Here is a 26,655-nt window from a genome sequence, read left to right on the forward strand (position 1 = left end):
CCGTCTCCGTCTTTGCAGGCGAGTAGGGCACCGAGCGGATGGCGGGGCTACCGCTGGGTGACCCTGTGGTCCGTGCCGATCGTGGCGGTTCCGGTGGCCGACTGGTTCCTGCCGCCGCACATCCACCTCGCCCATCTGCTGGTCATCCCGCTCGCGCTCGCCGCCGCCTTCACCGACACCCGCCGTACCGCCGTCACCGCTCTGCTCGCCCTGGCGGCGCTGGTCGTCGCGGGAGCCGAGCGACAGACGCTGACCACCGAGAACGTACTCGTGCAGACGCTGTCCCTGGTGCTGTTCTCGGCGCTGCTCCTGATCGCCACCCGGCTGCGCGAGCAGCATCAACGCCAGCTGGCCATCGTGCGCCAGGTCTCGGAAGCCGCACAGTCCGTGCTGCTGCGGCCACTGCCCCGACGCGCCGGAGCGATATCCCTGGCATCCACGTACGTGGCCGCCGAGACCGAAGCCCGGATCGGCGGCGACCTGTACGCCCTGGTCCGCGCGCCGGGCGCCACCCGGCTGATCATCGGGGATGCACGCGGCAAGGGGCTGGGGGCCATCGCAGACATCGAGACCGTCCTTGGTGCCTTCCGCTTCAACGCGCACCGGCACGCCACACTGTCCGGGCTCGCGTCCGCCCTGGAGTCCGATGTGCGCTGGGACCTGGGCCAGGCGCACCGCGGGGATCTCGACGAATGGCCCGGTGAACGCTTCGTCACGGCGGCCGTGCTGGAGATCCCGGACGACCAGCCCTGTGCCCACCTGATCAGTTTCGGCCACCTGCCGCCGCTTCTGCTGCACGGGGGACACGTCACGCCCCTGGACGTCAGCGCCCCCGCTCCCCCGCTGGGACTTGGCACCCTGACCGAGACCGAGTACACCCCGTTGACCTTCCGTTTCACCCCGGGCGACCGGCTGGTGCTGTGCACAGACGGAGTCACCGAGGCCCGGGACCGCCTGGGCAGCTTCTACCCCCTCCTCGAGCGGGTGACGGCCTGGGCCGATCAGCGTCCGGACGCGCTCGTGCGCAGGATCGGCGCGGACCTGCGGGCCCATACGGGCGGGCCGCTCGCCGACGACATGGCCCTGATCGTGCTGCAGCGCGAGGGGGCGCGCGTCCCGGCCCGGATCTCCGAGAACCGGTGGGTTTCGTGACGAAGGCGCGGCCCGCCTGAGGAAGGGGGGCGACGGCGCCGGGCGCCCCCGGGCCCGGCGGGCTGCCTCCTGCCGGGCCCGGCGAGGCACGGGTGCGGGCCCTGGGCCGGTGCGGGGTGTGCGGGTCAGTCGCGTTCGCGCTCGTAGGCGGCGAGGAGGAAGAGCCAGATCTCGCTGACCGTCGGGAAACAGGCGATCGCGTGCCTCAGACGCTTGAGCGGGACCTCGCCCGCGACCGCGACGGTGGCCGAGTGCAGCAGCTCACTGACCCCCGGGCCGACGAAGGTGACCCCGAGCAGGACGTCACGGTCGAGGTCGACCACCATCCGGGCGTGGCCCTGGTAGCCGTCGGCATACAGATTGGCACCCTTGGCCGCGTTGAAGTCGAGGTCCACGGTCTGGATGCGGTGACCGGCCGCGGCCGCCTGCTCGGCGCTCAGGCCCACCGCGGCAGCCTCGGGATCGGTGAAGAAGACCTGGGGCACGGCGTGCTGGTCGGCGGTGGTGGCGTGGTCGCCCCAGGGGCCGTCGTCCAGGGGGCGGCCTGCGGCTCGGACCCCGATCGCGTCCCCGGCGGTCCTGCCCTGGTACTTGCCCTGGTGGGTGAGCAGGGCCCGGTGGTTGACGTCACCCAGTGCGTACAACCATGTGCCGTCGACTCCGCGGACCAGGCAGGTGGTGTCCACGTCGAGCCAGGAGCCGGGGGTGAGGCCGACCGTGTCGAGGCCGATGTCGTCGGTGGCGGGGGCACGGCCGGTGGCGAACATGATCTCGTCCGCCTCCACCTCACTGCCGTCGTCCAAGGTGAGGGTGACGGGACCGTCGGGGTCCGGACGGCGCAGCGCGGTGGGCTGGGCGCCGATGCGCACCTCCACACCCGCCTCGCCGAGACCGCGCGCCACCAACTCCCCCGCGAAGGGCTCCATACGGGGCAGGAGACGGCGTCGGGCCACGAGAGTGACCTGGGAGCCCAGACCCTGCCAGAGAGTGGCCATCTCCACACCGACCCCGCCGCCACCGACGATCACGAGCCGCCCGGGCACCGTACTGGAGTCGGTCCCCTGCCGGTTCGTCCACGGCCGGGCCTCGTCCATACCCGGGATGTCGGGCAGGACCGGCCGGCTGCCGGTGGCGACGGCGACCGCGTGCCGGGCCGTGAGGGCGTGGCGTGCGCCGTCGTCCCTGGTGACCGTGACACGGCGGGGACCGTCGAGCCGGCCCTGGCCACGGAAGAGGTCGGCACCCATGGACTTGACCGCCTCCGCCTGACCCGTGTCGTCCCAGTCGGTGACGTAGCGATTGCGGCGGGCGAAGACCCCCTGCGCGTCGATCCGGCCGTCGACGGCCTGCCGGGCACCGTCCACGCGGCGGGCGTCGGCGACCGCGATGACGGGCCTGAGCAGCGCCTTGCTCGGCACGCAGGCCCAGTAGGAGCACTCGCCGCCGACGAGCTCACGCTCCACGACCGCTACGGTCAGGCCTGCGGCAACAGCGCGGGCGGTGACGTTCTGGCCTACGGGACCAGCGCCCAGCACCACCACGTCGTAAGTGGTCTCCTCCGATGTTCCGTGTGCTTCGCTCATGTCTCCCTCGCAACCTGATCCGGGACCGGTCGTCGGCTCTTCGCCGGAGCGCGGGACGGCGTCGGGAAGCGGGTCCATGCGGCGCCCCCGGTCATGTAACCGCGCGCTCTTCCCCGGCCGCCACAACTGCCCCGTTCGCCTCACGAAGAGTCGCCATAAGTGCCACCTTCGGCCGTACGCACGCCGTACGCACCTTGTACCGGCGCCGGGTCGCGGGGGCATCGGACCCGCGGGGGCGCCGGAAGGCTCGGCTCGGCTGCCGCCCGCGTCCGCATCGGGCTACTGAGGTCTTTGCGGGATCAGGCCCCCGTCGCCTCGCGGGCGATCTGATCGAACTGCGCGCCCATCGCCTCGGCGAGCGCCTTGGCGGCGGTGAGCGGGCGGACCATGACCTGGAAGTCGTCGATCTTGCCGTCCTCGTCGAAGTGCAGGAAGTCGCAGCCGTTGACCTCCAGGCCGTCGATCTTCGCCCGGAACACCAGCGCCTGGTCGCGTCCGTCCGCGCTCACGATCTCGCGCACGTAGTGGAAGTCCTCGAAGACCCGTATGACCCCGCGGAGGATCGCCGCCGTCATCGGTCTGCCCGGGTACGGCTTGTACGCGACCGGACTCGTGAACACGACGGATTCGGACAGCATCCCCTCGATCGCGTTGTGGTCACCGGACTCGACGGCCTTGCGGAACTCACTCATCTGGCCCCTCCTGCTCCTCGACTTGTTCATCGGCGGCAACTCCGGTCGGCCGAACGGCTGTTGTCATCGACCGGCACCGGGCGAGCGGGGCTGCGCACGTTCGTGCCACCGACCACCCGGCCCACCGTGATCCACGACACGCTCCTGGTCAAGGTCCAAGCTCCTGGCGAGACCCCCTGCCGCCCAGGCACCGTCGCCCGGCCGGAAGGGACGTCTCCCCGAGAGACCGAACCGGGCCCGGCACCGGGGTCTGCAGCAGGAAGCCGTTCCGCTATGTTGTTACCGCGTCGTAGATCACGCCTCAACCAGGCGCGTCGGCACGCCCGTTCCCGTCTTCGGCTCCCCAACCCGAGTGGAGTTTACGTGGCCGCACCTCATGTCATGATCATGGCTTGTTTGTCCCCATGCGGCCGCCACTCCCGTACCGTGCCTCTCGCCGAGGCGACTCGCGGATTCGGTCCGGCAACGAACTAAGCGTCACCGGCCGGTGGACACACCGGCCTTCCCTCTTCGCATCCTCTCGAAATGCCCTGCGGCGTGAGCGGTGAGAAGCCGTCCGACTCTCCGTCCGTCCGCGACCCGCTCTCCGAAAGTCCGCTCCGTGACCATCTCCCTGCCCGAGAGCAAACCGGCCGGTCGGCATGCCGCCGTTCCCGCCGGCAGCCTTTTCCGGCGTGTCTACGCACCGCGCACCTGCGACGCGCTCGCCTTCTCCATGTCGACCTACGCCATGCCGCTGCTGGTGCTGGCGACCACGGGATCCTCGTCCCTGACAGGCCTGGCCTTCGCGCTGGAGTGGATACCCCGAGTGGCCGCGTTCAGCCTGGCCGGAGCCCTCGTGGACCGCTGCGGCGCGGCGATCGTGTGCTTTCTCGCCTCGTTGGCACGGGCCTTGCTGGTGGCTGCCGCGGCGGTGGCACTTGTCGCGCTTCCGCGGGGCACGACCGAGACCATCACCGTCATGGCGCTGGCAGCCGTGACCGGAACGCTCACCCAGTTCAGCTTCGTCGCGAACGAGGCCGTCGGCGCCATCGTCAGCCGGCGGGCCGAAGGGCAGCCCCACAAGGTGCAGTCGGTGCTCATCGGCATCGATCAGACGGCCACTCTCGTCGGACCGGCACTCGGCGGTTTCCTGCTCCTGTCCGGGCCGACCCGGATGCTCGCGTGCCTGAGTGTGCTGTCCTTCCTGTCGGCCGGACTGGCCCTGCAGACCCCGCCCACACCACTGCGCGGCGCGAGCGGGGACGAGGGGCGCCCGGGCGGCGGCATGCGGGAAGGACGGGAGACGCTGCGCTCACTGCCGGCCCTGCGCCTGCTCGTGGCCGGGCTGGCCTGCTCCAACCTGGCGCTCGGACTGCTCCAGTCGGCGAGCCCCATCATCGTGGTGCACGGTTTCGGCCGCTCCCCCGCCGCCGTCGGCACCCTCTGGTCGGCTGCCGCCGCCTCCACGCTCCTCGCGGTCGCCTGCTGCCGTTTCGCTCTCGACCGGCTCGGTCTGTGGGGAGTCGGCGTCATCAGCTCCACGGTCGCGGCCACCGCCTGTCTCGCTCTCCCCCAGGCTCCCTCCTATCTCGGCTACACGGCCCTCGTGGCGCTGTTCATGGCCGGTGACGGGGGGCTCACCGTCGTTCTGCGCACCCTGCGTTCGCTGATCATTCCGCCCGCGGCGTTCGGCACCACGCTGTCCTTGACGATCCTGCTCCTGCTGCTGCCCTTCCCCCTGGCAGGGATCGTCATCGCCCTCAGCCCGCCGTCGTACCTGACCGACGTCCTGGGTGGGTGCGCCGTGCTTCAGGCCCTGGCCCTGTTCGTCACCTTCGTGCGTCTGCGCACCAACCCGGTGCTGCGCGCGAGGAGGGATCCGGCTCCGGCCTCCGCCTGAGCCGATGGCGCGGTTCCGTCCTCGCGGGCCGCGAAGGACGGCGCGGATGAGGCCCGTAGCCGTGGCCGCGCGCCGGAGGCGGCACGATCCGGGCCGAGCATCGCAAGGGCCGCCCGCACAGCGCCGGCGTCATCGTGACCCGGCGCCGCCGGCGTCACGCCGCGGCGCCCCGGTCAGTCCCACCGGATTGCCGGACGGAATCACTCCGGAGGCCAGCACCTTCCGGGCCAACGGGGTGAGCAGCTCGGCGAGTCGCACGGTGGCATCGTGTCCCACGGCCCGCCATGGACCTTCGGCCGCGGCATCGGTCTCCGCCTCGATCGCATCGCGCTCGGCCGCTCCCCGAGGGGTCAGCCGACCGACGTCGTCGATCCATCCGCGCGCCCGCAGGTCCGCTTCGGCGCCTTGCCAGGTCGTCGCGTCCCACTTCCGGCCTTCGCGCAGCATCGCGCCGTCCGACTCCCCCGAGGCGACCTTGAGCACCATCGCCTGGACCGGGCCGACGCGCCGGCTCACCAGCACGGCCACATGTCCGTCACCGTTCCTAGTGCTGCGTTCCTCAAAGTGGGTGTGGACCGCTGGGCGTCAGGGGGCGCATGATGCGTGGTGGAGGACTGTGCCATGTATCTGCCTCTGTACGCGCGTCCGGCGCGTGATCCGGACGAGGAGCACAAGATCCGCAAGCTGGCCGGCGCTCGTCATGCCCCCGCTGATTGGATCCTGCGAGCCCGCATGATCAGCCTCAGCTGGGCCGGGAAGCAGGTCACCGCCATCGCCGCCGAACTGGGTTGCCATCCCAAGACCGTGCGGGAGCGGCTGCACCGGTTCAACGCCGAGGGCATCGACGGGCTCGGCGACCGGCCGATCAGCGGACGCCCGCGCCGGCTGACCGAGGCCGAGCGCTCGGTGGTCATCGCCCTGGCCCAAAGCGATCCTCCCGGGCGCCCGGTGCCCGGCCCCGGCGGCGCCCTTCAGGCCGCCGACGAGACCGGAGCGCCGGCCTGGACGCTGGATACGCTCACCGAGACAGCCCGGGCCGGCGGTATCGACGTGCACCGCAGCCAGGTGCGCAGGATCCTGCTGGCCGAGGGGGTGCGCTGGCGCCGTACCCACTCCTGGGCGACCAGCAAGGACCCCGACTTCGCCCCAAAAGAACGGCGGTCGTCGGGCTCTACACCGACCCGCCGCCGCGCTCCACGGTGATCTGCGGCGACGAGCTCGGCCCGGTCATCCCGCGCACCTTCGCCCCCGCGCCGGCCTGGTCCCCCGACGGGCACAGGATCAAGGCGCCGCTGGAGTACGCCCGCGGCAGTCAGAAGACCTGGGTGTACGGGGGCCTGCGCATCCGCGACGGCCAGGAGGTGACCCTCTGCGCGCCGTCCCGCAACACCGCCGGCTGGCTGAAGCTGCTGCAGGAGATCGCCCGGGCCAACCCGCGGGGCCAGGTCTACGTGGTCGCCGACAACCTCTCCAGCCACGCCAGCGGCCCCATCCGCAGGTGGCTGAGGAAGCATCCGAGGGTCCATCAGGTCTTCATCCCCGTCGGCGCGTGCTGGCTGAACCTGGCCGAGGGGTGGTGGCGGATCTTCCGCAAGACCGCGCTGGCCGGGCAGACCTTCGCCGACCCCGACGAGATCGACCAGGCCACCCGCCTGGCCACCGCCCAGCTCAACGCCCGTGCCAAACCGTGGGTTTGGGGGCGACCCCCGCCACCGCACCGCCGACTACGCCGGAAGTTCGCCTACCTACTTTGAGGAACGCAGCACTAGTAGGACTTTGTTAGGTGGGAGCTCGGGCTTGTTGCTGGTTCTGCAGAAGTGGTTGGCGGCAAGCTCGGCATATCCCGGTCCACAGCGCCAGAAGGGTCTGGAGTGCCTTCAGGACGGCGTACAGCGTCAGGCCCGAGCAGGGACTTTTGGGTCCAGCCGCAGCTCTGTGCAGAACGCCTGGGCCAGCGCGGCCATGGTCACGTGACGGTGCCAGCCGGTGAAGTTGCGTCCTTCGAAATGGTCCACTCCGAGGCCGTACTTCAGTTCCCGGTAGTCGTGTTCCACCCGCCAACGGATCTTGGCGAGGCGGACCAGGTCGCGCAGCGGAGTGCCGGCGGGCAGGTTCGAGAGCCAGTAGTCGGTCGGCTCCGCCGCTCCCGGGGGCCATTGGGCCAGCAGCCAGCACTCGGGCAGACAGCCGTCGTCGGCACGGGGGATGTCTCGGTTGGCCGGGCGCACGCGCAGGGCCAGGAACCGCGAGCGCATCGCGGCGGAGGGGTTGCTCCTGCTGGTGCGGGTGCCGTGCCGCCAGGTCACATAGTGTCCTGCCGTTCGCCCGGCAGCCATGGCCAACTCCTTGAGGGAGGACGGATCCTGTGGGTAGCGCGGGCGCGGGCGCGGGCCGCGTCCGGCGTAGGGGGGCTGTTGCGGGACGGCCTGCCCGGGGTGGGCGCTGGTGGTGGCCTTGACCGCGGCGACGTAGGCCAGGCCGCGCTCTTCCAGGGCCAGGCGGAAGGAGGTGATGTCGCCGTAGCCGGCGTCGCAGACCACCGGTGGGGGCTGCAGGCCCCAGTCCCCGGCCATCTCGTCGAGCATGTCCAGTGCCAGGTGCCACTTGGCCCGGTGGCCGAAGTCCTCTCCGATGCCGCAGCGTCGGCGCCGGGTGCGGACCAGGGCGGCCTGCTCGGGGTCGTCGATCAGGGCGGGGTCCCAGCTCTCGGGCAGGAACAGGCGCCAGTTGGCCGCCGCCGAGGCGGTGTCGCCGGTGAGGTTGACGCTGACGCCGATCTGGCAGTTGGTGATCTTGCCCGCGGTGCCGGTGTACTGCCGGGCCACCCCGGGACTGCTGACGGAGGCGGCGTCCTTGAGGAAGCCGGTGTCGTCGACGACCCAGGCCCGCACGGGGAACGCCCCGCTCGCCCAGGTGGCGATGTTGGCTCTGACCTGGGTGTAGTCCCAGGTGGAGGAGGAGATGAACTGCTGCAGGCGCTGGTGGTCCACGCCCAGGCGTTCGGCCATGGGCTGCATGGACTTGCGTTGCCCATCCATCATCAGGCCCCGGACGTAGAGCTCTCCCTTCTCCCGCTGGTCGGCGCGGGGGAGCTCGGCCAGCATCGGGGCGATGAAGGCTTCCAGGCGGGGGCGCAGTTCGTTGATCTCTTCCGGTGTCACGGAACAGATCAACACAAATCCGGCACACAGTATTCCCGAGCTAACAAAGTCCTACTAGTCAGTGTGCAGGAGTGAGTCTTGTACCCACTCCTGGTCAACTGGCGCATCCCGAACGGTTTTGGATGCACTGGTCGCCCGCGTTCGCGCCGCGTCCGGCGACACGGATCGTGTCCGTGGTCCGGGGATGCGGGGGCGGGTTTCCTCACGCCCGCGGGTGCCGTGTCCGGCCTGGGCGGTCCGATGCCCCACACGATCACTCTGGTCGTGTGGGGGCGGTGCCGTCCGTCGCCGGATGCGGTGCCCGAGGGCGCGCCTGCCGATCGCGATGCTCGCGGCATCGTGACGGGTGGTTTTCCTGGTCTTGTGGGTGGGGGGATTTTGGGCTCTCCGGGCATGAGTGTGGGCTGGTGGGTGGGATCTCGGGGTCAATGTATTGATCGGGTTGGATCGTTCCGCCTGGGGTGGTGAAACGTAGGACGCGCACGGGGCGGACCGTAGATTCGGAGGCTGTCGAAGGCCGTACCGAAGCTACAGGAGTCCACGCACCGTGCGCGTCACCACCGCATTCAACCGCCTCCTGGAGCTTCCTGGCGTGAGCGTCACCGACGTGTCGTTCGGCGAGGACCGGGTGATCGTGGACGTGGCGCTGACCCGCCGGTGTCTGGCCTGCCCGGAGACCGGCTGCGGTTTCACCACCCGCACGCGTTACGACACCAGGCCGGTGTCCTCCTGCTGGAGGCACCTGGACCTGGGCCGCTGGGGCCTGGTCGTCCGGGCCGGCCTGCGCCGCCTGCGCTGCCCCGAGCACGGCGTCAAGATCGAAGCCGTGCCCTTCGCCCGGCACCACTGCGGCTTCACCCGCGACTTCGAGGATGTCATCGCCTACCTGGCCACCCGCACCGACAAGACCACCATCACCCGCCTGCAGCGCATCGACTGGCACACCGTGGGCCGCATCTGCGCCCGCGTCGTCGCCGACGGCCTCGACGAGGACAGACTCGACCACCTGGTCACCATCGGGGTGGACGAGGTCAGCTGGAAGAAGCACCACAACTACCTGACCCTGGTCACCGACCACACCGGCAAGAAGATCGTCTGGGGATCCGAGGGCAAGGACAGCGAGACCCTGGACGAGTTCTTCGATGAACTCGGCCCCGAGCGCGCTGCAGAACTGGCCGCGGTCAGCATGGACATGGGGCCGGCCTTCGCCAAGAGCGTTGGCGAAGAAGGCCACGCCCCGCAGGCCGTGATCTGCATCGACCCGTTCCACGCGGTCAAGCTCGTCGGTGACGCCCTGGACGCCGTGCGCCGCGAGGCATGGAACGAGCTGCGCCAACTCGGCGATCAGGCTGCGGCAAAGAAGTTCAAGGGCGCCCGCTGGAGCCTGCTGAAGAACCCGGAGAACCTCACCGACGAGCAGGCCACGACCCTGCGCAAGCTCAAACGGAAGGGCGGCGGAGTCTGGCGAGCCTACCGGCTCAAGGAATCCTTCCGCGCGATCTTCGCCGGGGACCTGGACGCCGGCGAGGCAGGCGAGTTGATCGACCGCTGGATCTCGCAGGCCCAACGCTCCCAACTGCCCGCGTTCATCAAGGCAGCCAAGACCATCCGCAAGTTCCGCGACGGGATCCTGGCCTCCATCCGCCTGAAGATCAACAATGGTCGGGCCGAAGGCCTCAACAACCACGTCAGGCTACTGATCCGCCGCGCCTACGGCTTCCACACCGCCACAGCCGCCCTCGCCCTCGTCATGCTCACCTGCGGACCCATCACCCTTGTCCTACCCCACGAACGACCCCGAACCCGGACCGGCTGACCCACATCCATGCCCGGAGAGCCGGATTTTGCCAGTGCTGGGCGCCCCACCTGCTGGTGTAGGCGGGGTCGACGGCGATGATGGTGATGCCGAGTTCGGCCGCCATGCTGACGAGCCGGGCCCGCAGCTTGGACACGGGCATGCCGGAGATCAACCGCCTGAACCGCTTCTGGCGGCCGTGTTTCTCCCGGGTTTTCTCCGCGCCGAAGTCGAGGTCTTCGATCGCGATCGACAGGCCGTGGCGTTCGACCCAGTGCAGGAGCCGGATCAGTGCATGCCGTACCTGGGCATCACTATGGTTCGCGGTGCCGGACAGATCGTAGAAGAACCGGCGCGGTTCGCCGCAGGGGTTGCCGTGCTCGTCCAGCCGCCAGGCGGCCAGATGGTCGGCGTTCGTATCGACACCGATCAGACCGCCTGTGCGGGCGTGGGACAGGGGAACGGTCTTGACCGGCGGGATGGTCCAGGAGGCGGTGAGGTACCAGCGCCCGCGCTGCACGTCGTAGTGGATGCGGTAGGCCACGGACCGGTTCGTGGTGATGTGGTCGGCCCACTCGTCGCTGCGGTGGTGGAAGAGGGCAGCGCCGGTGAGCGTATACCGGCCATGCGGGGCGTTGGCCAGGTGGGCGAGCGGCGCAGGCAGTTTCAGTGACACTTCGCCCTCGGGCGTGACGCGGATCGTCTCATTGCCGAACCGCTTGCCCGATTCCCCATCCGCCTGCACAAACCAGCGCGATGCTTCCCACCGTTGCCGCCACTGGGCCTGCGTGAGCTGGGCGGCCTTGAGGTGGTGCCGCATGCGCGCGAGCCGCTTCCCGCCGCGCACGATGCGGACCCGGCCGACGGCGTGGTCGGCCTGTTCGGCACGCAGCCGGTCGTGAAGGACCTGCAGGCGTCGGGTCTTGGCGAACCACTCGCGTGCGCTGCGGTAGCCGCCCGGCGCCCGCCCCTTTCCCTTCTCCCCGATCGGCAGGGACAGGCGGTGCGCGATCGTCCGCACGCCCGCCTGAAGGCTGTGGATATGCGCGAGTTGGGCACGCCTGGCAAGCGCCCACTGATCATGCGTGGCCTTGGTAATACTCCCGGCCCAGCGCGACGAAGACTCCTCCGTCAGGGCCCGCTTGCGCCCCGCCCACCTATCCGCGGAGTGCTCCAGACCGTCGGCGCACCGGCGTTTGAGGTCCTTCGAGGCCAGCGAGCCCAGATGCGCGCCCACCAGGCGCAGCACCTCCTCGTCGTCGGCGCTCAGGTGGCCCAGACGGGTCCGGATCGCCACGCCCGACGGGCCAACGGCCACGAAGGGAGCAGCGATCGTGCGCAACGGCTCACCACGCATCGATGTACTCCCTCCATCACGCTTGATCGGCAGCAGGAAGAACAGTACGGGCGGCCACTGACATCAGTGCCCGCCATATGACGTGCGCGCTGCAACTCCACGAACCAGTACATGCTCGTGCACACTCACACACGCTCCTGCACATCCGAAAACGACCAGTTCCCCACCCCATCCAGAAGCCGCGCATTCCCGCCCGGTCGGCCTCCTGCCGCGCCTCCGGTGTGAAGTAGACGAGGTCGTGCACGGGTTCGGCGAGCTCCTACATCGACCGGGCGGAGACATCGCTCGCCGCGCGCCCATGTCCGTCTCCCCGCAGCAGACCCTTCATGACAGCTGTCATAGCACGCTCGCACGTCAGCTGTCCCGGCTTGGCGCGAGCCGACCGGTCGGGGGCGTTCGGTCCGCCCACGTGTGGAGCACCACGATGGGGGCGGCGTGTGACCTCCCCAGGGACACGCCGCCCCGCACCTGCCCTCGCGGCGGTGCGTGTACCCGCCGCGGGCCGGTTCATTCCCTGCGCCGGCCGGGAAGTTCCCGGACTGGCCGGGCTGCGCGGTCCGCGTCCCACCGCGGGCATGCGTAGGCCATGAGGGCGGTCGTTTCCGTGGCCCGGCTCGTCAGCACGGCTTGGGGGTGAACAGGGCTAAGGTGCCGATGAGCCGCGTATGTCGGGGCAGGAGAAGAGCGGCCGGGAACCAGGACGGCGGGCGTTGCGCGTCATGAGTCCTGAGAGTCCGGCCGGACGGCCGACGACGGGAAGACCGAGGTGTAAAGGGTGGACGTCTCACTCGAGTCGGGGAGCCTCCGCGCCGCGCAGTCGTACGGCGCGCCGCGACTGGAGGTGCACCCGTTGCCGGAGCGTCCCGGCGTACGGGTGATCGGCGAAGTCGGCCTCGACACCCGCACGGCCTGGCGGGATTCGCTCGGCCGGCTGGCGCGGCGCGATGAGGCCCTCCTCCATGTGGAGCTGTCCGAGGTGACGTTCATCGACGTGGCGGGAGTTACGGACCTTGCGGTGCTCGCCCAGTCCCTGGCCGAGGGGCAGCGGCTCATGCTGTACGGGCCGCCGCCGCAAGTGGCGCGCGTGCTGTCGGTCTTCTGGCCGGAGCTGGGCGGTATCGAGGTGGCACCATGACCGAACTTGTCACCGCGCGTGGGACATTCGTGCATCCGGCGCTGTTCTACCGCGGCGAGAAGCAGTTCCTGGCCGCTACGGTTCCGTTCGTTCTGGAAGGTCTGGAGGCAGCCGAGCCGGTGGCCGTGGCGGCCCCGCCGGATCGTCTGGAACTCCTGGAGGACCGTTTGGGCGGGCGTGCCGCCGAGGTGCGCTTCGTGGACATGACCCGGGCGGGCCGCAACCCCGGGTGGATCATCCCGGGGGTGCTGCGCAAGTTCGCCGACGCCCATGGTGAGGGCCGGGTACGCATCATCGGTGAGCCGATCTGGCCGGGCCGCAGCAGCCTCGAGTACCCCGCGTGTGTGCAGCACGAGGCCCTGATCAACGCGGCCTTCGCCGGGCGTGACATCACGATCCTGTGCCCGTACGACGCCGAGGGGCTGGACCGGCGGGTCCTCGACGACGCACGGGCCACCCACCCGCTGGTGATCGACGAGAACAGTGAGGTGGCGTCTGCCGTCTACAGCCCCGAGACCGTTGTCGACCGCTACAACCAGGCGCTGCCCGTGCCGCCGGGAGCCGGTGTGTTCGTCTTCGGCAGCAGCGGTCAGCTCTCCGTGGTGCGCGAATTCGCCGTGCGGTACGCCCGGGAGACGGGGCTCGCCGACTCGCGCCTGAACGACCTGGCGCTGGCGGTGGCCGAGTTGACCACCAACAGCGTCCTCCACGGTGCCGGTGGCGGAACGCTGCGGATCTGGACGGAGGGCGACCAGATCGTCTGCGAGGTGCACGACGCAGGACGGCTGATCGACCCCCTGGCCGGGCGACGCCCCCAGCCGCCCACCGAGCCCGGTGGGCGGGGACTGCTGCTGTTGAAGGCTCCCCTCCTTGAAGGGAGGGGATTCTCCACCCTCCAGGGCTGCGTGGGGATTCACGGCTCAGGCCGCCACCTGAGCCGGCGGCTCAGGTGGTCTTACGCCCTCGGCACCGTCCGGGTTCCAACCTGCCCGGACCAGCATCACGCGGGCGGAGTTCTTGTCCCTGGGCGAGACGGCTCCGCACACGGTGCAGGCATAGGTTCGTTCTGACAGAGGTAGTGCGTGCTTGGTTCTCGCTCCGCACTGCGCGCAGTCCATCGTGGTGTGCGCCGGGTGCACGAGGCGGACGTCCCGTGCGTGCTTGCGCCCCATCTCGACCAGAGCGCGTTTGGTGGCGGCGATGGCGGCATCGGCTGCCTTGCGGGCCATCGTGGTTTTCGCGAGGAACTTCGGGCGGAAGTCCTCCACCGCCACCCCGTCATGATCACGCATCACGGACTTGGCCCACTTGCGGCCGGTGTCCTCCCGCTGCCGCGCGACCTTCCTGTGCAGCTTCGCGGCCTGTGCCTGCGCCTTCCGGTAGCCGGTGGATGCGGGCCGGCCCTTCGGACGCCGGCGCCGGGCCATCATCCGCTGGTAGCGGGCGAGCCCCTGCGCGACCCGCTTGCCGTGCTCGGCATGCGGGAGATCGTAGGCGTCATCCGTGGTGGTGGCCGTCTCCTTCACACCCCAGTCCACCCCGAGCACCCGCCCCGTGAGGGCAAGCGGTTCGGTCCGCGCGGGGGCGACGAAGGACACATACCAGTGCCCGAGCGTGTCCTGGTACACGCGCACACTCGACGGGTCGGCCGGAAGAGCCCGCGACCACACCACGCTCAGCACGATCTGGCCCGCAAGGTGCAGACGACCGTCCTTCAGACGGAAACCGCGCCGGGTGTAGTTCAGGCTCGGGCGGCTGTCCCGCTTGCGCTTGAAGCGGGGCATCCCGGCCCGGCGGTGCACCGGAAGCCCGTCCTTGATGTCCTTCAGCGCCTTCGCCCGCGACTTGGCGAAGTCCCGAATCACCTGCTGCTGCGGCACCGAGGCACCCTCGGCCAGCCACGGCGTCACCCGACGCGCCTCGGTCAGCATCCTGTCCAACTGCGCCGGACCACACGTCAGCTTCTCGCCGGACTCCTTGGCTCGCTGGTGGACCTGCTTGGACTTGGCCACGCATTCATTCCAGAGCCACCGGCAGCGGTCCCACTCCGCTTCAAGTGCGCGCCGCGCGGTAGCCGACAGGCGCACACGGAAGGAGTACCGGGCATGCCCGGCCCCCTCCGTGGTCGCGTCTGTCGTCATGCATCCGAACCTACCCGGGGGGACTGACAGTTGAGGCCTCTTGATCGCCACGGGCTCGCTCACCTCGTCGCGGGTGGACGGTCTTTCGCCCTGGAGGCGAAACCCCTATTTCCGGCTCTCCGGGCATGGATGTGGGTCAGCCGGTCCGGGTTCGGGGTCGTTCGTGGGGTAGGACAAGGGTGATGGGTCCGCAGGTGAGCATGACGAGGGCGAGGGCGGCTGTGGCGGTGTGGAAGCCGTAGGCGCGGCGGATCAGTAGCCTGACGTGGTTGTTGAGGCCTTCGGCCCGACCATTGTTGATCTTCAGGCGGATGGAGGCCAGGATCCCGTCGCGGAACTTGCGGATGGTCTTGGCTGCCTTGATGAACGCGGGCAGTTGGGAGCGTTGGGCCTGCGAGATCCAGCGGTCGATCAACTCGCCTGCCTCGCCGGCGTCCAGGTCCCCGGCGAAGATCGCGCGGAAGGATTCCTTGAGCCGGTAGGCTCGCCAGACTCCGCCGCCCTTCCGTTTGAGCTTGCGCAGGGTCGTGGCCTGCTCGTCGGTGAGGTTCTCCGGGTTCTTCAGCAGGCTCCAGCGGGCGCCCTTGAACTTCTTTGCCGCAGCCTGATCGCCGAGTTGGCGCAGCTCGTTCCATGCCTCGCGGCGCACGGCGTCCAGGGCGTCACCGACGAGCTTGACCGCGTGGAACGGGTCGATGCAGATCACGGCCTGCGGGGCGTGGCCTTCTTCGCCAACGCTCTTGGCGAAGGCCGGCCCCATGTCCATGCTGACCGCGGCCAGTTCTGCAGCGCGCTCGGGGCCGAGTTCATCGAAGAACTCGTCCAGGGTCTCGCTGTCCTTGCCCTCGGATCCCCAGACGATCTTCTTGCCGGTGTGGTCGGTGACCAGGGTCAGGTAGTTGTGGTGCTTCTTCCAGCTGACCTCGTCCACCCCGATGGTGACCAGGTGGTCGAGTCTGTCCTCGTCGAGGCCGTCGGCGACGACGCGGGCGCAGATGCGGCCCACGGTGTGCCAGTCGATGCGCTGCAGGCGGGTGATGGTGGTCTTGTCGGTGCGGGTGGCCAGGTAGGCGATGACATCCTCGAAGTCGCGGGTGAAGCCGCAGTGGTGCCGGGCGAAGGGCACGGCTTCGATCTTGACGCCGTGCTCGGGGCAGCGCAGGCGGCGCAGGCCGGCCCGGACGACCAGGCCCCAGCGGCCCAGGTCCAGGTGCCTCCAGCAGGAGGACACCGGCCTGGTGTCGTAACGCGTGCGGGTGGTGAAACCGCAGCCGGTCTCCGGGCAGGCCAGACACCGGCGGGTCAGCGCCACGTCCACGATCACCCGGTCCTCGCCGAACGACACGTCGGTGACGCTCACGCCAGGAAGCTCCAGGAGGCGGTTGAATGCGGTGGTGACGCGCACGGTGCGTGGACTCCTGTAGCTTCGGTACGGCCTTCGACAGCCTCCGAATCTACGGTCCGCCCCGTGCGCGTCCTACGTTTCACCACCCCAGGCGGAACGATCCAACCCGATCAATACATTGACCCCGAGATCCCACCCACCAGCCCACACTCATGCCCGGAGAGCCCTATTTCCTGTCCTGCTCCGCAGGAGTCCGATTCCTCCCCGGCCTGAAGGCCGGGGCATCCTCGGAGGAACCCGGTGAACCACCTCGCGGACCTCGTCCGGATCCACTCCGGTGACCCGGGCACCACCATTCGCTTCTATCTCGGCCGTTGACCGCCCGTCGCTGCGAGAGGGCTGCCCCGGGCGCGTATCGGGGTCCGTGAGCCCTGCGAACGACGTCCCGTCGCGGCCGCCGGGCGCACTCGGGGCCGCCGAGCGGGCGGTCGCGGCGTCGTACTCACGACATGCCGAACCATGGGGGTCGTCCTACGCTGGCCTTACCTGCCGGCGGCAACCGGTCGCGCCGTCGGCCGGGCGTCCTGACCGGTTCGAGACCTCCAGGCGCGATCATGGCCGACAAGCCACTGGTTCGTCCGACCGGGGCGGCCGCAGGCGTGGGCGCGGCCGGACGTGGCGCGGATCGCCGGAGCGACCGCGCGATGTTTCGGCGCCCCGCATCGAGCCATCGCCCTCACCAAGAGCGGGCATAAGTCCCGCTTTTTGGTCACGCATGGCGCCTGACCAGCGCTCCGGTGCTGCGGCGCACCCGGAAGGGCTCGCTCGCGGGACAACACCCCGGCGCCTCTGGCGGCTCTCGGAATCACCTATGGCGAAGACGGAATCCCGCACGTCAGCGCGCGCTTTCGACCCGTGTCAGCTCGCGAACGAGGTGACGGGACAGCGGACGCGGCACGGTCGTGCTCGCTGACCCTGGAGATTCGACACGAAGGATGGACCTCATGGGTTCTCTTGCTCTGACCGGACGCGTGGCGCTGGTGACCGGTGCGACCAGCGGGATCGGTGCCGCCACCGCGACCCTGCTCGCCGAGCGCGGCGCACACGTACTGGTCGCGGGCCGGGACCGCGCCCGCGGCGAGTCCGTGGTCGGCACCATCCGGGACCGGGGCGGGCGGGCGGACTTCGTCGCCGCCGATCTGCGCACCGCTCAGGGGGCGCGGGACTTGGCCCGGGAGGCCGTCGCACTGGGCGGCGGCCGGGTGGACGTCCTGATCAACAACGCGGGTATCTTCCCGTTCGGCCCGACGGACCAGACGCCGGAGGGCGATGTGGACGCCGTCTACGACGTGAACGTGAAGGCTCCCTTCCACCTGGTGGCGGCCCTGGCCCCGCCGATGGCCGAACGCGGGGAGGGGGCGGTCGTGAACGTGAGCACCATGGTCGCCGAGTACGGCGTGGCCGGCATGGCGCTCTACTCGTCCAGCAAGGCGGCGGTGAACCTGCTCACCAAGGCGTGGGCCGCCGAGTACGGTCCGCGCGGGGTGCGGATCAATGCCGTGGAGCCCGGCCCGACACGTACCGAGGGCACCGCCGGCATGGACGAGGACCTCGACGCACTCGCCGCACAGGCCCCGGCCGGCCGCCCGGCCGCGCCTGAGGAAGTCGCCGAGGCGATCGCCTATCTGGCCGGCGACGCGGCGAGCTTCGTGCACGGGGCGGTACTGCCCGTGGACGGCGGTCGTACGGCCGTCTGACGAGCCCGGTGGTGCCGGGCGGCGGCCGTGGGGCCAGGGAAGGGCACCACGGCCGCCGCCCGGCCCGCCGCGGAGCCGGACGGGACCACGGGCGAGACCCCGTCAGAAGTAGTGGACGTCGCTGAGGTCGATGCCGACCATCAGGTGATCGCGGAGCGGACGCCCGTCGGGTCCCCGGCGGTACGCGCGGCGCTTGGTGGGCAACCTGATTCCGTCCGCTTCCGCGATGTCGTACATGTAATGGGCGGCCGCGAAACCGCCCGCGATGTCGACGTGGTAGTCGTGACGCCTGACCAGGAAGTCGTCACCGAAGTAGAAGTCCTGTTCCCTGCTGTGGCTCTCGATCCCGTCCGGGAAGGAGACCCGCAGACCACGCCATGTCTCCCTCGGGGACTCGGCCCACGGCTCCTTCTCGTGCACTGCCATCCCGGGCATGAGCATGAAGAACGGAGTCGTCAGATACGTCCACAGGGCATACCCGTTGAAGTAGGCCCGGTCCAGCGGATCCCACGGAGTCTCGAACGTATGCCCAGCGAACCCCTTCCGGTGCTCGAGGCGTTCGGCCACGACGGATCCGTCGGCGCGCTCGATCGCGGTGCGGCCGGGGGTGAAGTCGCTGCGCTGATCGGGGCCGCCGAAGGGACGCACCGATGCGTGCTCCTCGTGCAGGCTCACGGTCATCTGCCGGGGCTGCGGGTCCTGGGGCATCCCCTTGGCCCTGAAGAGTTCCCCTTCGCTGACGATCGTCGCGGTGCAGGTCGACAGTCGCCGCCACCGGTCGACGCCGCCGTGGGCTTCCAGGACTGCAGACAGCAGGTCGCTCATTCTCTCCTCCTCGGTCCACGGACCGGGGCGATCCGGGGACCGGCCGGAACCGCGTCGTGGCACCGGGTCCGGTCCGAAATCGTCTCCACGCAAGTCTGGCGCACCCCCGCGGCCAGGCGTCCCGCGCCACTCGCCGTTGCTCGGCCCATTGCGCCGACCGGGTGCCCGGCAGGTCCGCGCCGGTCACCGGCTGCTCCGGTCAGCCCGACACCTCGAGGTCCGTGGGGCTGCCCGGCCGCAGAGCGAGGGCGTCACCGGCGGCCCGGACACGGCTCCGGCTTACGAACCGTCGTCCGTCTCCCGCACCAGCTCGATGGCCCTGGCCAGGGTGTCGAGCCGGGCCTGCAGCGACTCCCCCGCCGGGTAGAGGCGGACGGTGTCCACGCCTGCCTCACGCCACACCCTCAACCGCTGCCGCACCATGGCTTCGGTGCCGATCAGCGTCGTGCCCAGGACCATCTCGTCCGTCACCAGGCCGGCGGCACCGTCCCGGTCGCCGGACTGCCACCGCTCCCGCACCTCGGCGGCGATCTCGGCCCAACCCTGGCGGCTGTAGGCGTTGTTGTAGAAGTTGGTGGACGCGGAGCCCATGCCTCCCAGGCTGAAGGCCAGTTCCTTCTTGCGTGTCGCGGTCATCGCCCCGAGCGCCTCCTCATCGGGCGCGAACGCGACCTCCGCCCCCTGGCAGATGTCCAGCTCCGCACGCGTACGGCCGCTGCGGGCAAGGCCGTTGTCGAGATGGGCGAAGTAGGCACCGGCCGCACCCTCGGGCACGAAGCTCGTTCCCAGCCAGCCGTCGGCGACCTCCCCGGTCAGCTCCAGCATGGCCGGTGACAGCGCGGCCAGATAGACGGGGATCCGGTGCTCGGCGCGCATCGACAGGCGCATCGGGACCGCCTCGCCGCCCGGCAGCGGAATTCGGAACTCGGCTCCGGAGTAGGAGAGTTTCCCACCGCCGAGGACCCGGCGCACGATCTCCACGGTCTCACGCATACGCCTCAGAGGCCGGGCGAACGGAACTCCGTGCAGGCCCTCGATCACCTGGGGGCCGGAGGCGCCGAGTCCGAGCAGGAACCGTCCGCCGGACAGATTCGACAACGTGATGGCGGTCTGTGCCACGACTGTCGGAGTGCGCGTCCCCACCTGCATGATGCCGGATCCCAGCAGCATCCGGTCGGTACGCGCCGCGTAGTAGCCGAGTGCCGAGGGACCGTCGGACCCCCATGCCTCGGCGACCCAGCACACGTCCAGGCCGAGTTTCTCGGCCTCCACGACGAAGTCGGTCTGCTCCGACCAGCGTTCACCGCCGGACGCCTCGATGGTGGTGGCGGTGCGCATCACTTCTCCGCCCGCTTCTTGATCTGCTCCAGGGTGGCGGTGATGTTCCGCTCGAACTCGCGCAGCCGCACGAACACGATCTTCTGCTCCTTCTCCGGCATCCGGTCGATCGCGAGGGACAGACCGGAACGGCCCGGGCCCAGTTGCATCCATTCGGACAGCTCGGTGCCGCCGTCCTTGGGCCGGAGCCGGAAGCGCCAGACCGCTGAGGGGTTGGCCGGGTCCTCCACGGCCCAGGCGAGCGACAGCCCGGGTTCGCACTCGATGACGTGCGAGGTGGTCTGCCACTCCCCCAGCGCCTCGTGCTTGCTGCGCCCGACGAATCTGGCGCCCACGGCCGGCCCTGCCGCCCCGTCGAGCCACTCGACCGACTGGAGCTCCGCACTCATGGTCGGCATCAGCTCGATATCGCTGACCAACGACCAGACCCGCGCCGGCGGGGCATCGATCCAGGTCCGCACCTCGAGCGTGGGTGTGTCCGCGTAACGTGCGCCCGTCCACTCCAAATCGGCCGGCCTCCTCGCCATCGAGCAGTTGACCTCAAGGGTTGCTTCACAAGACTTACCCTGTCAAGGGCCGTGGGCGGCGGGTCCGTCAGGCGGCACCGAACCGGCGGCGCACATCCGCCCGCCGCTTGAGCCGTTCCGGATACCCGGGCCCCATGCGCATCGAGGTGTCCTCGGCCTCCAGCGGCTTCCGGCACACCGCGCAGACCACCTCGGCCCCGGTGTCGTGGCCGCATGTGTCGTGGTGGAACACCACGGGGACGCCTTCCTCCCCTGCCAGCCATCGATCGCCCCAGCGGGACATGGCGGCGAGGACGCCGAACAAGTCCCGCCCCTTCTGCGTCAGTACGTACTCGTGACGCCGCGGCTCGCTCTGGTAGAGCCGCTTCTCCAGGACACCCTCGTCCACGAGGTGACGCAACCGGTCGGTCAAGGTGTTGCGTGCGATGCCCAGCCCCTGCTGGAACTCGTCGAAGCGGCTGACCCCGTAGAACGCCTCACGCAGCACCAGCGGCGTCCAGCAGTCACCCAGGAGGTCCATGGTCCGCGCGATCGAGCACGGCCAGTTCTCGAAAGACGTCCGTTTCATGCACTCACCCTAGCGAGTCTCACCAAGAAACCCAGCTGATGATCAGGGCGGTCATCGGCGATTGCCCGCGTCACCCGGGGTTCCGCGGGGCGAGGCACTCCAGTTCGGGGGCGGCGCAAACGCCGCCGGTGGAGTGACGGCCGTCCGGGTGACGTCCGCACGGAGTACGGCAGGCCCGCGCACCGCCGGTCCCCGCAGAAGTCCGGTCAGAGACAGGACGCTTCGCGAGCGGCACGGCCAGGGACGCTTCTCAACACGGCCGCGCGGGGGCGGGCGGTCATGACAGTCCGGGTCGAACGAGCCGTGTTAAGGCAGGAGCATGAGACTGTCCCGAATCGCCGTCCGTGTGTCCTCGCTCTTCCTCGCCGCCGCCTGGACCTTCACCGGGGCCGCCACAGCACAAGCGGTCCCGCAGTCGGTGTCCAGGGGTTACGTGGCCCTCGGCGACTCCTACTCCGCCGGGGTCGGAGCAGGCGGCTACCTCGCCTCGAGCAGCGACTGCCTGCGCAGCAGCCGGGCCTATCCCGCCCAGTGGGCCGCGGCCCATTCGGTGTCGTCGTTCAGCTTCGCCGCGTGCAACGGCGCCCGGACGAGCGATGTGCTGGCCCGCCAGCTCGGTGCCCTCAGCCGCCGCACCGGCCTGGTCAGCATCACGGTCGGCGGCAGCGACTCGGGCTTCGCCAAGGTCATGACGACCTGCGTACTGCGCGGCACCACCGCATGCGTGACCGCCGCCGCCGAGGCACGCAGATACATGGACGCCGATCTCCCGGGCGACCTGGACCGTCTCTACCGGGCCATCAGGAGCAAGGCCCCCGCCGCCCATGTCGTGGTGCTCGGCTATCCGCATCTGTACCGGCTCAGCGGGATGTGTGCGATCGGCCTCTCCGACACCGCGCGCTCCGCCCTCAACAACGCCGTCGACCACCTCGACACAGTGACCGCCAAGCGCGCAGCCGATCACGGGTTCACCTTTGCCGACGTCCGCCGCGCCTTCACCGGGCACGAGATCTGCTCGGCCAACCCCTGGCTGCGCAGCGTGAACCTGCTCGCCGTCACGGAGTCGTACCACCCCACGGACGTCGGGCAGTCCCGCGGTTACCTTCCCGTGTTCGCCGGCTCCGTCTGAGGTCCGTCCCGAGCACGGCGGAGGCCTCCGCCGGCGACCTGACGCGACGGTGCCTTCACCGCTGCCGGTCATACCTGGTGACCGTCCGATCCCCGCCACGCCCGCCCGGCTCCCGCAACACCGCGGAGGCCGGGCGGAGTCACGGTCGTCCTGAGGTATGTCCCCCTCCTCCAGGCCGCCAAGATCCCCTCGTGGGGACGCGGCTCACCGGCCGTCCGTCGCCCTGCCGTCGACCGCGCAGTTTCGCGTGCCCGCCACGCTGTCAGGCGCTTCGGCGTGCGCTGCCCGGGGCCAGGGCCGGACGGCGGTCGTCGGCCTGGCGAAGTTCGGCCAGCAACTCGGTCTGGCCGGCCAGCAGTTCCGTCAGGATCCGGCGAGCCGCGCGCAGGAGCTCCGCGACATCGCCGCCCGCGAGCGCGTAACTCACGGTGGGGCCCTCCCGAATGGACACCACGATCCCCGAACGGCGCAGTACCGCCAGTTGCTGCGAGAGGCTGGACGGTTCGATCTCGATCTCGCAGAGCAGGTCGCGTACGGGGACGGGGCCGTTCTGCAAGAGTTCCAGGACCCGGATCCGCACGGGGTGCCCGAGCATGCGGAAGAACTCGGCCTTGGCCTGGTAGAGGGGACCCGAATGGAGCTCCGAATTGCCGGTCGGTGCGGGGGTTTTGATCAACTGCATTTCGGGAGTGATCACGACGGGGCCACGGAGTGAGGAGTGGCATCCGAGCGGTGCCGTTCGCCGGGTGACGGACGGCGCTCCCACGCGGCACCGTGATTTGCCGCTCGCCGAGCCATCGGACGGATCCTTGACCGTCGCTCGGCCCTCCACGATCCTGTGTTGCACGACACGAGATGCGTGCCGCGATAAGCAACGCCCACACAGGGTCTCGTACCAGCCGAGGAGTGGCCATGACTCACCACGTCCGTGCTGTCGTCGCGCGGGGCAAGGGTTCCCCCGTGAGCCTGGAGACGATCGTCGTGCCCGATCCCGGCCCGGGCGAAGCGCTGGTGAAGATCGAGGCGTGCGGGGTCTGCCACACCGACCTCCACTACCGCGAGGGCGGCATCAGCGAGGACTTCCCCTTCCTCCTCGGGCACGAGGCGGCGGGAGTGGTGGAGTCGGTGGGCGAGGACGTCACGGACGTCGCGCCCGGTGACTTCGTGATCCTGAACTGGCGTGCGGTCTGCGGCCGGTGCCGTGCCTGTCTGCGCGGTCGGCCGTGGTACTGCTTCGACACGCACAACGCGCGGCAGAAGATGACCCTGCTGGACGGCACCGAGTTGTCGCCGGCCCTGGGCATCGGCGCCTTCGCCGAGAAGACACTCGTGGCGGCCGGGCAGTGCACCAAGGTGGACCGGGCGGCGTCGGCGGCCGCCGCCGGACTTCTCGGGTGCGGGGTGATGGCGGGGCTCGGCGCGGCGATCAACACGGGCAACGTCGGGCGCGGCGACAGCGTGGCAGTGATCGGCTGCGGCGGCGTGGGGGGCGCGGCGATCGCCGGTTCGCACCTGGCGGGCGCATCGAAGATCATCGCGGTGGACATCGACGACCGCAAGCTGGCGACCGCAAGGAAGCTGGGTGCGACCCACACGGTCAACTCCAAGGAGACCGATCCGGTCGAGGCGGTCCGCGAACTGACCGGCGGATTCGGGGCGGATGTCGTCATCGAGGCGGTGGGCCGCCCGGAGACCTACCGGCAGGCCTTCTATGCCCGCGACCTGGCCGGGACGGTGGTGCTGGTCGGCGTCCCGACCCCGGACATGAAGCTGGAACTGCCGTTGCTGGACGTCTTCGGCCGGGGCGGATCACTGAAGTCCTCCTGGTACGGCGACTGCCTCCCCTCGCGTGACTTCCCCATGCTCATCGACCTCTATCTGCGGGGCCGCCTGAACCTGGACGCCTTCGTCACGGAGACCATCGCGCTGGACGAGGTCGAGAAGGCCTTCGCGCGTATGCACCAGGGCGACGTACTGCGCTCGGTGGTGGTCTTCCCATGACGGGGGCGCGTAAGGAACGGCTCGTCACTTCGGGGACGTTCACGCCGGCAGGCGGCAGGTCGTACAGCGACTTCCCCACCATCATCGGCGCCGAGACTCCACACCTTCAGGAGCGGATCGACCGCGGCTTCTGAACGCCCTGGCGGCGGCACCTCTCGGCGCTTCACGGCGCCGGCCGTGGAGAGGGTGCCGCCTCACGGGGGGTCCCGTCGCCCTCCGGCTTCACGCCGGTGCGGGCCCGGTCTCCACGCCGATGGGGAGCCGGTCCAGGCCCAACCTGCGCGCCGGTGCGGGCACGAGGAGCTCGTGCGCCCCCCGCTGCTACGGGCGAACGAGTCCCGGCCGCCGCGCCACCGCCGCGCCGTGCGACGGACGGCCATGCCTTCCGCACCTGTCTCCCGGCGCGATGGTTCCGCATGGGCCCGCGTTCTCCCCTCCTCACCGGATCGCCGGATCCCGTTTCGGCCTGCTCGCGCGGCTGGTTGAGGCCCTTTGGCATGCGCCGGGAACAGCCGCCGGAGCCGGTTCAACCGGGCTCTTGGACGTCTTGACAAGGGTTTGGCGCCGCCCACAAACTGGCGTTGCGTCAATCGCAATCCGTTTCGCTATACGCACCGAGGTGTCATGATGATTCCCGCGTGCCGTCTCGCGGATCTGCCGCGAGGCGAGGCCTACCGGCTCGACATCGACCCGCCGGTCTCGGTGTTCCACACCGAGGACGGAGAGGTCTTCGCCATCGACGACACCTGCACCCACCAGGACGCCTCGCTCGCCGACGGCTGGCTGGAGGGCTGCGAGGTGGAATGCCCGCTGCACGCCTCCACGTTCGACCTGAGGACCGGTGCCGTCGGCGCCCCGCCGGCCAAGCTCCCGGTCCGCACCCACGAGGTCGTCGTCGAGGACGGCACGATCTACGTCCGGCTGTCGACGGATGCGCCCAACCTGCCGCCCTGCGTGGCTTCCCGTCTCGCCGGAGGCCCCGCGTGAGGACCGTGGCCGTGGTGGGCGCCTCGCTGGCCGGTCTCTCGGCGGCGCGCTCGCTGCGGAAGCGGGGGTACGACGGCCGGCTGGTCGTCATCGGTGAGGAGCTTCACCGCCCGTACGACAGACCGCCGTTGTCCAAGGAGTTCCTGGCCGGTGCCATCGGCGAAGCGGATCTGGCGCTGGAGAGCGACGACGAGGACCTGGACGCCCAGTGGGTGCTGGGTGCCCGCGCCGTCGGACTCGACGGCGATCGGCGCTCCATCGGTCTCGCCGACGGCCGGGAGATACGCGCCGACGGCGTGGTCATCGCGACCGGCGCGGCTGCGCGCCGGCTGCCCGGCACCTCGGGACTGGCCGGAGTGCACGTCCTGCGCACCCTGGACGACGCCCGCGCCCTGCGGGGCGAACTGGCCGCGGGCGGAAGGCTGGTGGTGATCGGCGGCGGGTTCGTGGGCGCCGAGGTCGCGTCCACCGCGCACGGCCTCGGACTCGACGTGACGGTGGTCGAAGCGGCACCGGCACCGCTGGCCGGACCGCTCGGCGAGACCATGGGCGGCGTCGTCTCCGCCCTCCATGCCGACCACGGCGTAAGGCTGTTGTGCGGTGTCGGCGTCAAGGGACTCAGCGGGGAGCGCCGGGTGGAGGGCGTGCTGCTCGAGGACGGCCGTGGCATTCCGGCCGACACCGTCGTCGTCGGTGTCGGCGCACGTCCATGCGCGGACTGGCTGTCAGGCTCCGGTGTCGCGCTCGACGACGGCGTCACGTGCGGTGCCGACGGACGCACCAGCCTGCCCGGGGTGGTGGCCGTCGGAGACTGCGCCGCCTGGTACGACCCCCACGTCGGCCGCCATCGCCGCGTCGAGCACTGGACCGGCGCGCTGGAGCGGCCGGACATCGCCGTGGCGACGCTGCTGTCCTCGGGTGCCGCCGAGACGGTCGCGCCCCGGCCACCGTACTTCTGGTCCGACCAGTACGGCGTGAAGATCCAGTTCGTGGGTCACGCCGCCGGTGCCGACAGCGTGACGGTGGAGGAAGGAACCACCGGCGACCGTAGCTTCCTGGCCGTCTACCGGCGTGCCGGTAGACCGGTCGCCGTGCTCGGGATGAACCAGCCGCGGCTGTTCACCCGCTGGCGCAAGAGGCTCACGGCCGCCTCTTGACACCGACGGGGCGGCAACTCATGCTGCGTTGCACATGACACGCAGCGTTGCTCCATACACAACGCCGCCCGAAGTCGCTCTTCTCTGCGCGTGACTGACCGATCCACGACGTTTCCCGAGGAG

25 protein-coding genes and 2 pseudogenes are annotated in these 26,655 nt (G+C 70.2%); 13 read left to right on the forward strand and 14 right to left on the reverse strand.

Features of this window, described 5'->3' with window-relative positions; genetic code table 11:
• Positions 1 to 72 precede the first annotated feature (72 nt).
• Complete coding sequence (locus ACQEXA_RS06295) at positions 73 to 1,152, forward strand: PP2C family protein-serine/threonine phosphatase (protein WP_433128945.1); 1,080 nt, start codon at positions 73 to 75, stop codon at positions 1,150 to 1,152.
• A gap of 125 nt (positions 1,153 to 1,277) precedes the next feature.
• Here ACQEXA_RS06295 and ACQEXA_RS06300 read toward each other — a convergent pair whose 3' ends face one another.
• Entirely contained in the window at positions 1,278 to 2,735 is a 1,458-nt protein-coding gene (locus tag ACQEXA_RS06300; protein ID WP_433128947.1) for a dihydrolipoyl dehydrogenase family protein, read from the reverse strand.
• A 299-nt stretch (positions 2,736 to 3,034) separates the two neighbouring features.
• The gene (locus tag ACQEXA_RS06305) at positions 3,035 to 3,427 is read right to left on the reverse strand and encodes a nuclear transport factor 2 family protein (protein ID WP_432936339.1); all 393 of its coding nucleotides are present in this window, start codon (positions 3,425 to 3,427) and stop codon (positions 3,035 to 3,037) included.
• A gap of 601 nt (positions 3,428 to 4,028) precedes the next feature.
• On the opposite strand from ACQEXA_RS06305, the gene ACQEXA_RS06310 reads away from it, so the two are divergent.
• Positions 4,029 to 5,309 carry an MFS transporter gene (locus tag ACQEXA_RS06310; protein ID WP_433128949.1) on the forward strand — a complete coding sequence of 427 codons (1,281 nt, stop codon included), beginning with the start codon at positions 4,029 to 4,031 and terminating at the stop codon, positions 5,307 to 5,309.
• Between the two features lie 129 nt (positions 5,310 to 5,438).
• On the opposite strand, the gene ACQEXA_RS06315 is transcribed toward ACQEXA_RS06310, so the two are convergent.
• Positions 5,439 to 5,837 (reverse strand): helix-turn-helix domain-containing protein, encoded by a 399-nt coding sequence (locus ACQEXA_RS06315; protein WP_432936334.1) that lies wholly within the window; start codon positions 5,835 to 5,837, stop codon positions 5,439 to 5,441.
• Positions 5,838 to 5,930: 93 nt separating this feature from the next.
• Here ACQEXA_RS06315 and ACQEXA_RS06320 point away from each other — a divergent pair, with 93 nt between their 5' ends.
• On the forward strand, positions 5,931 to 6,512 hold the full coding sequence (locus ACQEXA_RS06320; protein WP_433128951.1) for a helix-turn-helix domain-containing protein: 582 nt from the start codon (positions 5,931 to 5,933) through the stop codon (positions 6,510 to 6,512).
• Positions 6,425 to 7,063 (forward strand): IS630 family transposase, encoded by a 639-nt coding sequence (locus ACQEXA_RS06325; protein WP_433134462.1) that lies wholly within the window; start codon positions 6,425 to 6,427, stop codon positions 7,061 to 7,063. The genes ACQEXA_RS06320 and ACQEXA_RS06325 overlap by 88 nt, the downstream gene beginning before the upstream one ends.
• 141 nt (positions 7,064 to 7,204) lie before the next feature.
• Here the strand turns inward: ACQEXA_RS06325 and ACQEXA_RS06330 are convergent, their stop codons facing one another.
• Together ACQEXA_RS06330 and ACQEXA_RS06335 are read right to left on the reverse strand one after the other, a co-directional pair.
• Entirely contained in the window at positions 7,205 to 8,470 is a 1,266-nt protein-coding gene (locus tag ACQEXA_RS06330; RefSeq protein ID WP_433128953.1) for an IS701 family transposase, read from the reverse strand.
• Positions 8,471 to 8,524: 54 nt separating this feature from the next.
• Positions 8,525 to 8,851, reverse strand: a pseudogene (locus ACQEXA_RS06335) (IS200/IS605 family accessory protein TnpB-related protein); the annotation flags it as partial.
• Between the two features lie 166 nt (positions 8,852 to 9,017).
• Between ACQEXA_RS06335 and ACQEXA_RS06340 the strand changes: the two are divergent.
• A complete protein-coding gene (locus ACQEXA_RS06340) occupies positions 9,018 to 10,286 on the forward strand; it encodes an ISL3 family transposase (RefSeq protein WP_433128623.1) in 1,269 nt (422 codons plus the stop codon).
• Here ACQEXA_RS06340 and ACQEXA_RS06345 read toward each other — a convergent pair.
• Positions 10,240 to 11,622: an IS200/IS605 family accessory protein TnpB-related protein gene (locus ACQEXA_RS06345; RefSeq protein ID WP_433128955.1), complete on the reverse strand. Its 1,383-nt coding sequence runs from the start codon at positions 11,620 to 11,622 to the stop codon at positions 10,240 to 10,242. The two genes, ACQEXA_RS06340 and ACQEXA_RS06345, sit on opposite strands and share 47 nt — an antisense overlap.
• A gap of 16 nt (positions 11,623 to 11,638) precedes the next feature.
• Positions 11,639 to 11,866 carry a hypothetical protein gene (locus ACQEXA_RS06350; protein ID WP_433128957.1) on the reverse strand — a complete coding sequence of 76 codons (228 nt, stop codon included), beginning with the start codon at positions 11,864 to 11,866 and terminating at the stop codon, positions 11,639 to 11,641.
• Between the two features lie 531 nt (positions 11,867 to 12,397).
• Between ACQEXA_RS06350 and ACQEXA_RS06355 the strand changes: the two genes are divergently transcribed.
• Positions 12,398 to 12,757 carry an STAS domain-containing protein gene (locus ACQEXA_RS06355; RefSeq protein WP_433128959.1) on the forward strand — a complete coding sequence of 120 codons (360 nt, stop codon included), beginning with the start codon at positions 12,398 to 12,400 and terminating at the stop codon, positions 12,755 to 12,757.
• Positions 12,754 to 13,614 (forward strand): annotated as a pseudogene (locus tag ACQEXA_RS06360) (anti-sigma factor RsbA family regulatory protein); the annotation flags it as partial. The gene ACQEXA_RS06355 and the pseudogene ACQEXA_RS06360, both read left to right, overlap by 4 nt.
• A 63-nt stretch (positions 13,615 to 13,677) precedes the next feature.
• On the opposite strand, the gene ACQEXA_RS06365 reads toward ACQEXA_RS06360, so the two are convergent.
• Entirely contained in the window at positions 13,678 to 14,898 is a 1,221-nt protein-coding gene (locus ACQEXA_RS06365) for an RNA-guided endonuclease InsQ/TnpB family protein (RefSeq protein ID WP_433128961.1), read from the reverse strand.
• 136 nt (positions 14,899 to 15,034) lie between these two features.
• Positions 15,035 to 16,303 (reverse strand): ISL3 family transposase, encoded by a 1,269-nt coding sequence (locus tag ACQEXA_RS06370; RefSeq protein ID WP_433128623.1) that lies wholly within the window; start codon positions 16,301 to 16,303, stop codon positions 15,035 to 15,037.
• A gap of 944 nt (positions 16,304 to 17,247) precedes the next feature.
• On the opposite strand from ACQEXA_RS06370, the gene ACQEXA_RS06375 reads away from it, so the two are divergent.
• Positions 17,248 to 18,000: an SDR family NAD(P)-dependent oxidoreductase gene (locus tag ACQEXA_RS06375; protein ID WP_433128963.1), complete on the forward strand. Its 753-nt coding sequence runs from the start codon at positions 17,248 to 17,250 to the stop codon at positions 17,998 to 18,000.
• Positions 18,001 to 18,102: 102 nt separating this feature from the next.
• On the opposite strand, the gene ACQEXA_RS06380 is transcribed toward ACQEXA_RS06375, so the two are convergent.
• From ACQEXA_RS06380 to ACQEXA_RS06395, 4 genes are all read right to left on the reverse strand, one after another.
• Positions 18,103 to 18,825, reverse strand: a complete 723-nt coding sequence (locus tag ACQEXA_RS06380; protein ID WP_433128965.1) for a hypothetical protein — start codon at positions 18,823 to 18,825, stop codon at positions 18,103 to 18,105.
• Positions 18,826 to 19,104: 279 nt separating this feature from the next.
• Positions 19,105 to 20,163, reverse strand: a complete 1,059-nt coding sequence (locus tag ACQEXA_RS06385) for an LLM class flavin-dependent oxidoreductase (RefSeq protein ID WP_433128967.1) — start codon at positions 20,161 to 20,163, stop codon at positions 19,105 to 19,107.
• Complete coding sequence (locus ACQEXA_RS06390) at positions 20,163 to 20,669, reverse strand: SRPBCC family protein (RefSeq protein ID WP_359401768.1); 507 nt, start codon at positions 20,667 to 20,669, stop codon at positions 20,163 to 20,165. Before ACQEXA_RS06390 ends, ACQEXA_RS06385 begins: the two co-directional genes overlap by 1 nt.
• Before the next feature lie 88 nt (positions 20,670 to 20,757).
• On the reverse strand, positions 20,758 to 21,258 hold the full coding sequence (locus ACQEXA_RS06395) for a winged helix-turn-helix transcriptional regulator (RefSeq protein WP_359401728.1): 501 nt from the start codon (positions 21,256 to 21,258) through the stop codon (positions 20,758 to 20,760).
• A 319-nt stretch (positions 21,259 to 21,577) separates the two neighbouring features.
• On the opposite strand from ACQEXA_RS06395, the gene ACQEXA_RS06400 reads away from it, so the two are divergent.
• Positions 21,578 to 22,387, forward strand: coding sequence for an SGNH/GDSL hydrolase family protein (locus tag ACQEXA_RS06400; protein ID WP_433128969.1), 810 nt, complete (start codon positions 21,578 to 21,580; stop codon positions 22,385 to 22,387).
• Positions 22,388 to 22,649: 262 nt separating this feature from the next.
• On the opposite strand, the gene ACQEXA_RS06405 is transcribed toward ACQEXA_RS06400, so the two are convergent.
• On the reverse strand, positions 22,650 to 23,069 hold the full coding sequence (locus ACQEXA_RS06405) for an ArsR/SmtB family transcription factor (RefSeq protein ID WP_433134465.1): 420 nt from the start codon (positions 23,067 to 23,069) through the stop codon (positions 22,650 to 22,652).
• 230 nt (positions 23,070 to 23,299) lie between these two features.
• On the opposite strand from ACQEXA_RS06405, the gene ACQEXA_RS06410 reads away from it, so the two are divergent.
• The 4 genes from ACQEXA_RS06410 to ACQEXA_RS06425 all read left to right on the forward strand — a co-directional run bounded on the left by ACQEXA_RS06410 (position 23,300) and on the right by ACQEXA_RS06425 (position 26,532).
• A complete protein-coding gene (locus tag ACQEXA_RS06410) occupies positions 23,300 to 24,388 on the forward strand; it encodes an S-(hydroxymethyl)mycothiol dehydrogenase (protein ID WP_433128971.1) in 1,089 nt (362 codons plus the stop codon).
• Complete coding sequence (locus tag ACQEXA_RS06415) at positions 24,385 to 24,522, forward strand: hypothetical protein (protein ID WP_432936309.1); 138 nt, start codon at positions 24,385 to 24,387, stop codon at positions 24,520 to 24,522. The genes ACQEXA_RS06410 and ACQEXA_RS06415 overlap by 4 nt, the downstream gene beginning before the upstream one ends.
• A gap of 490 nt (positions 24,523 to 25,012) precedes the next feature.
• Positions 25,013 to 25,375, forward strand: coding sequence for a bifunctional 3-phenylpropionate/cinnamic acid dioxygenase ferredoxin subunit (locus ACQEXA_RS06420; protein ID WP_359401713.1), 363 nt, complete (start codon positions 25,013 to 25,015; stop codon positions 25,373 to 25,375).
• On the forward strand, positions 25,372 to 26,532 hold the full coding sequence (locus tag ACQEXA_RS06425) for an NAD(P)/FAD-dependent oxidoreductase (protein ID WP_432936306.1): 1,161 nt from the start codon (positions 25,372 to 25,374) through the stop codon (positions 26,530 to 26,532). The genes ACQEXA_RS06420 and ACQEXA_RS06425 overlap by 4 nt, the downstream gene beginning before the upstream one ends.
• The last annotated feature ends 123 nt before the right edge of the window (positions 26,533 to 26,655 follow it).

Source organism: Streptomyces sp. CA-106110, from assembly GCF_050936285.1.
Lineage (GTDB): Bacteria > Actinomycetota > Actinomycetes > Streptomycetales > Streptomycetaceae > Streptomyces.

Excerpts from the sequence above, each read along its gene's own strand:
- ACQEXA_RS06300 (WP_433128947.1), bottom strand. The coding sequence starts at position 2,735 with ATGAGCGAAGCACACGGAACATCGGAGGAGACCACTTACGACGTGGTG.
- ACQEXA_RS06305 (WP_432936339.1), bottom strand. The coding sequence starts at position 3,427 with ATGAGTGAGTTCCGCAAGGCCGTCGAGTCCGGTGACCACAACGCGATC.
- ACQEXA_RS06320 (WP_433128951.1), top strand. The coding sequence starts at position 5,931 with ATGTATCTGCCTCTGTACGCGCGTCCGGCGCGTGATCCGGACGAGGAG.
- ACQEXA_RS06345 (WP_433128955.1), bottom strand. The coding sequence starts at position 11,622 with ATGCGTGGTGAGCCGTTGCGCACGATCGCTGCTCCCTTCGTGGCCGTT.
- ACQEXA_RS06365 (WP_433128961.1), bottom strand. The coding sequence starts at position 14,898 with ATGACGACAGACGCGACCACGGAGGGGGCCGGGCATGCCCGGTACTCC.
- ACQEXA_RS06375 (WP_433128963.1), top strand. The coding sequence starts at position 17,248 with ATGGGTTCTCTTGCTCTGACCGGACGCGTGGCGCTGGTGACCGGTGCG.
- ACQEXA_RS06380 (WP_433128965.1), bottom strand. The coding sequence starts at position 18,825 with ATGAGCGACCTGCTGTCTGCAGTCCTGGAAGCCCACGGCGGCGTCGAC.
- ACQEXA_RS06385 (WP_433128967.1), bottom strand. The coding sequence starts at position 20,163 with ATGCGCACCGCCACCACCATCGAGGCGTCCGGCGGTGAACGCTGGTCG.
- ACQEXA_RS06395 (WP_359401728.1), bottom strand. The coding sequence starts at position 21,258 with ATGAAACGGACGTCTTTCGAGAACTGGCCGTGCTCGATCGCGCGGACC.
- ACQEXA_RS06400 (WP_433128969.1), top strand. The coding sequence starts at position 21,578 with ATGAGACTGTCCCGAATCGCCGTCCGTGTGTCCTCGCTCTTCCTCGCC.
- ACQEXA_RS06405 (WP_433134465.1), bottom strand. The coding sequence starts at position 23,069 with ATGCAGTTGATCAAAACCCCCGCACCGACCGGCAATTCGGAGCTCCAT.
- ACQEXA_RS06410 (WP_433128971.1), top strand. The coding sequence starts at position 23,300 with ATGACTCACCACGTCCGTGCTGTCGTCGCGCGGGGCAAGGGTTCCCCC.
- ACQEXA_RS06415 (WP_432936309.1), top strand. The coding sequence starts at position 24,385 with ATGACGGGGGCGCGTAAGGAACGGCTCGTCACTTCGGGGACGTTCACG.
- ACQEXA_RS06420 (WP_359401713.1), top strand. The coding sequence starts at position 25,013 with ATGATGATTCCCGCGTGCCGTCTCGCGGATCTGCCGCGAGGCGAGGCC.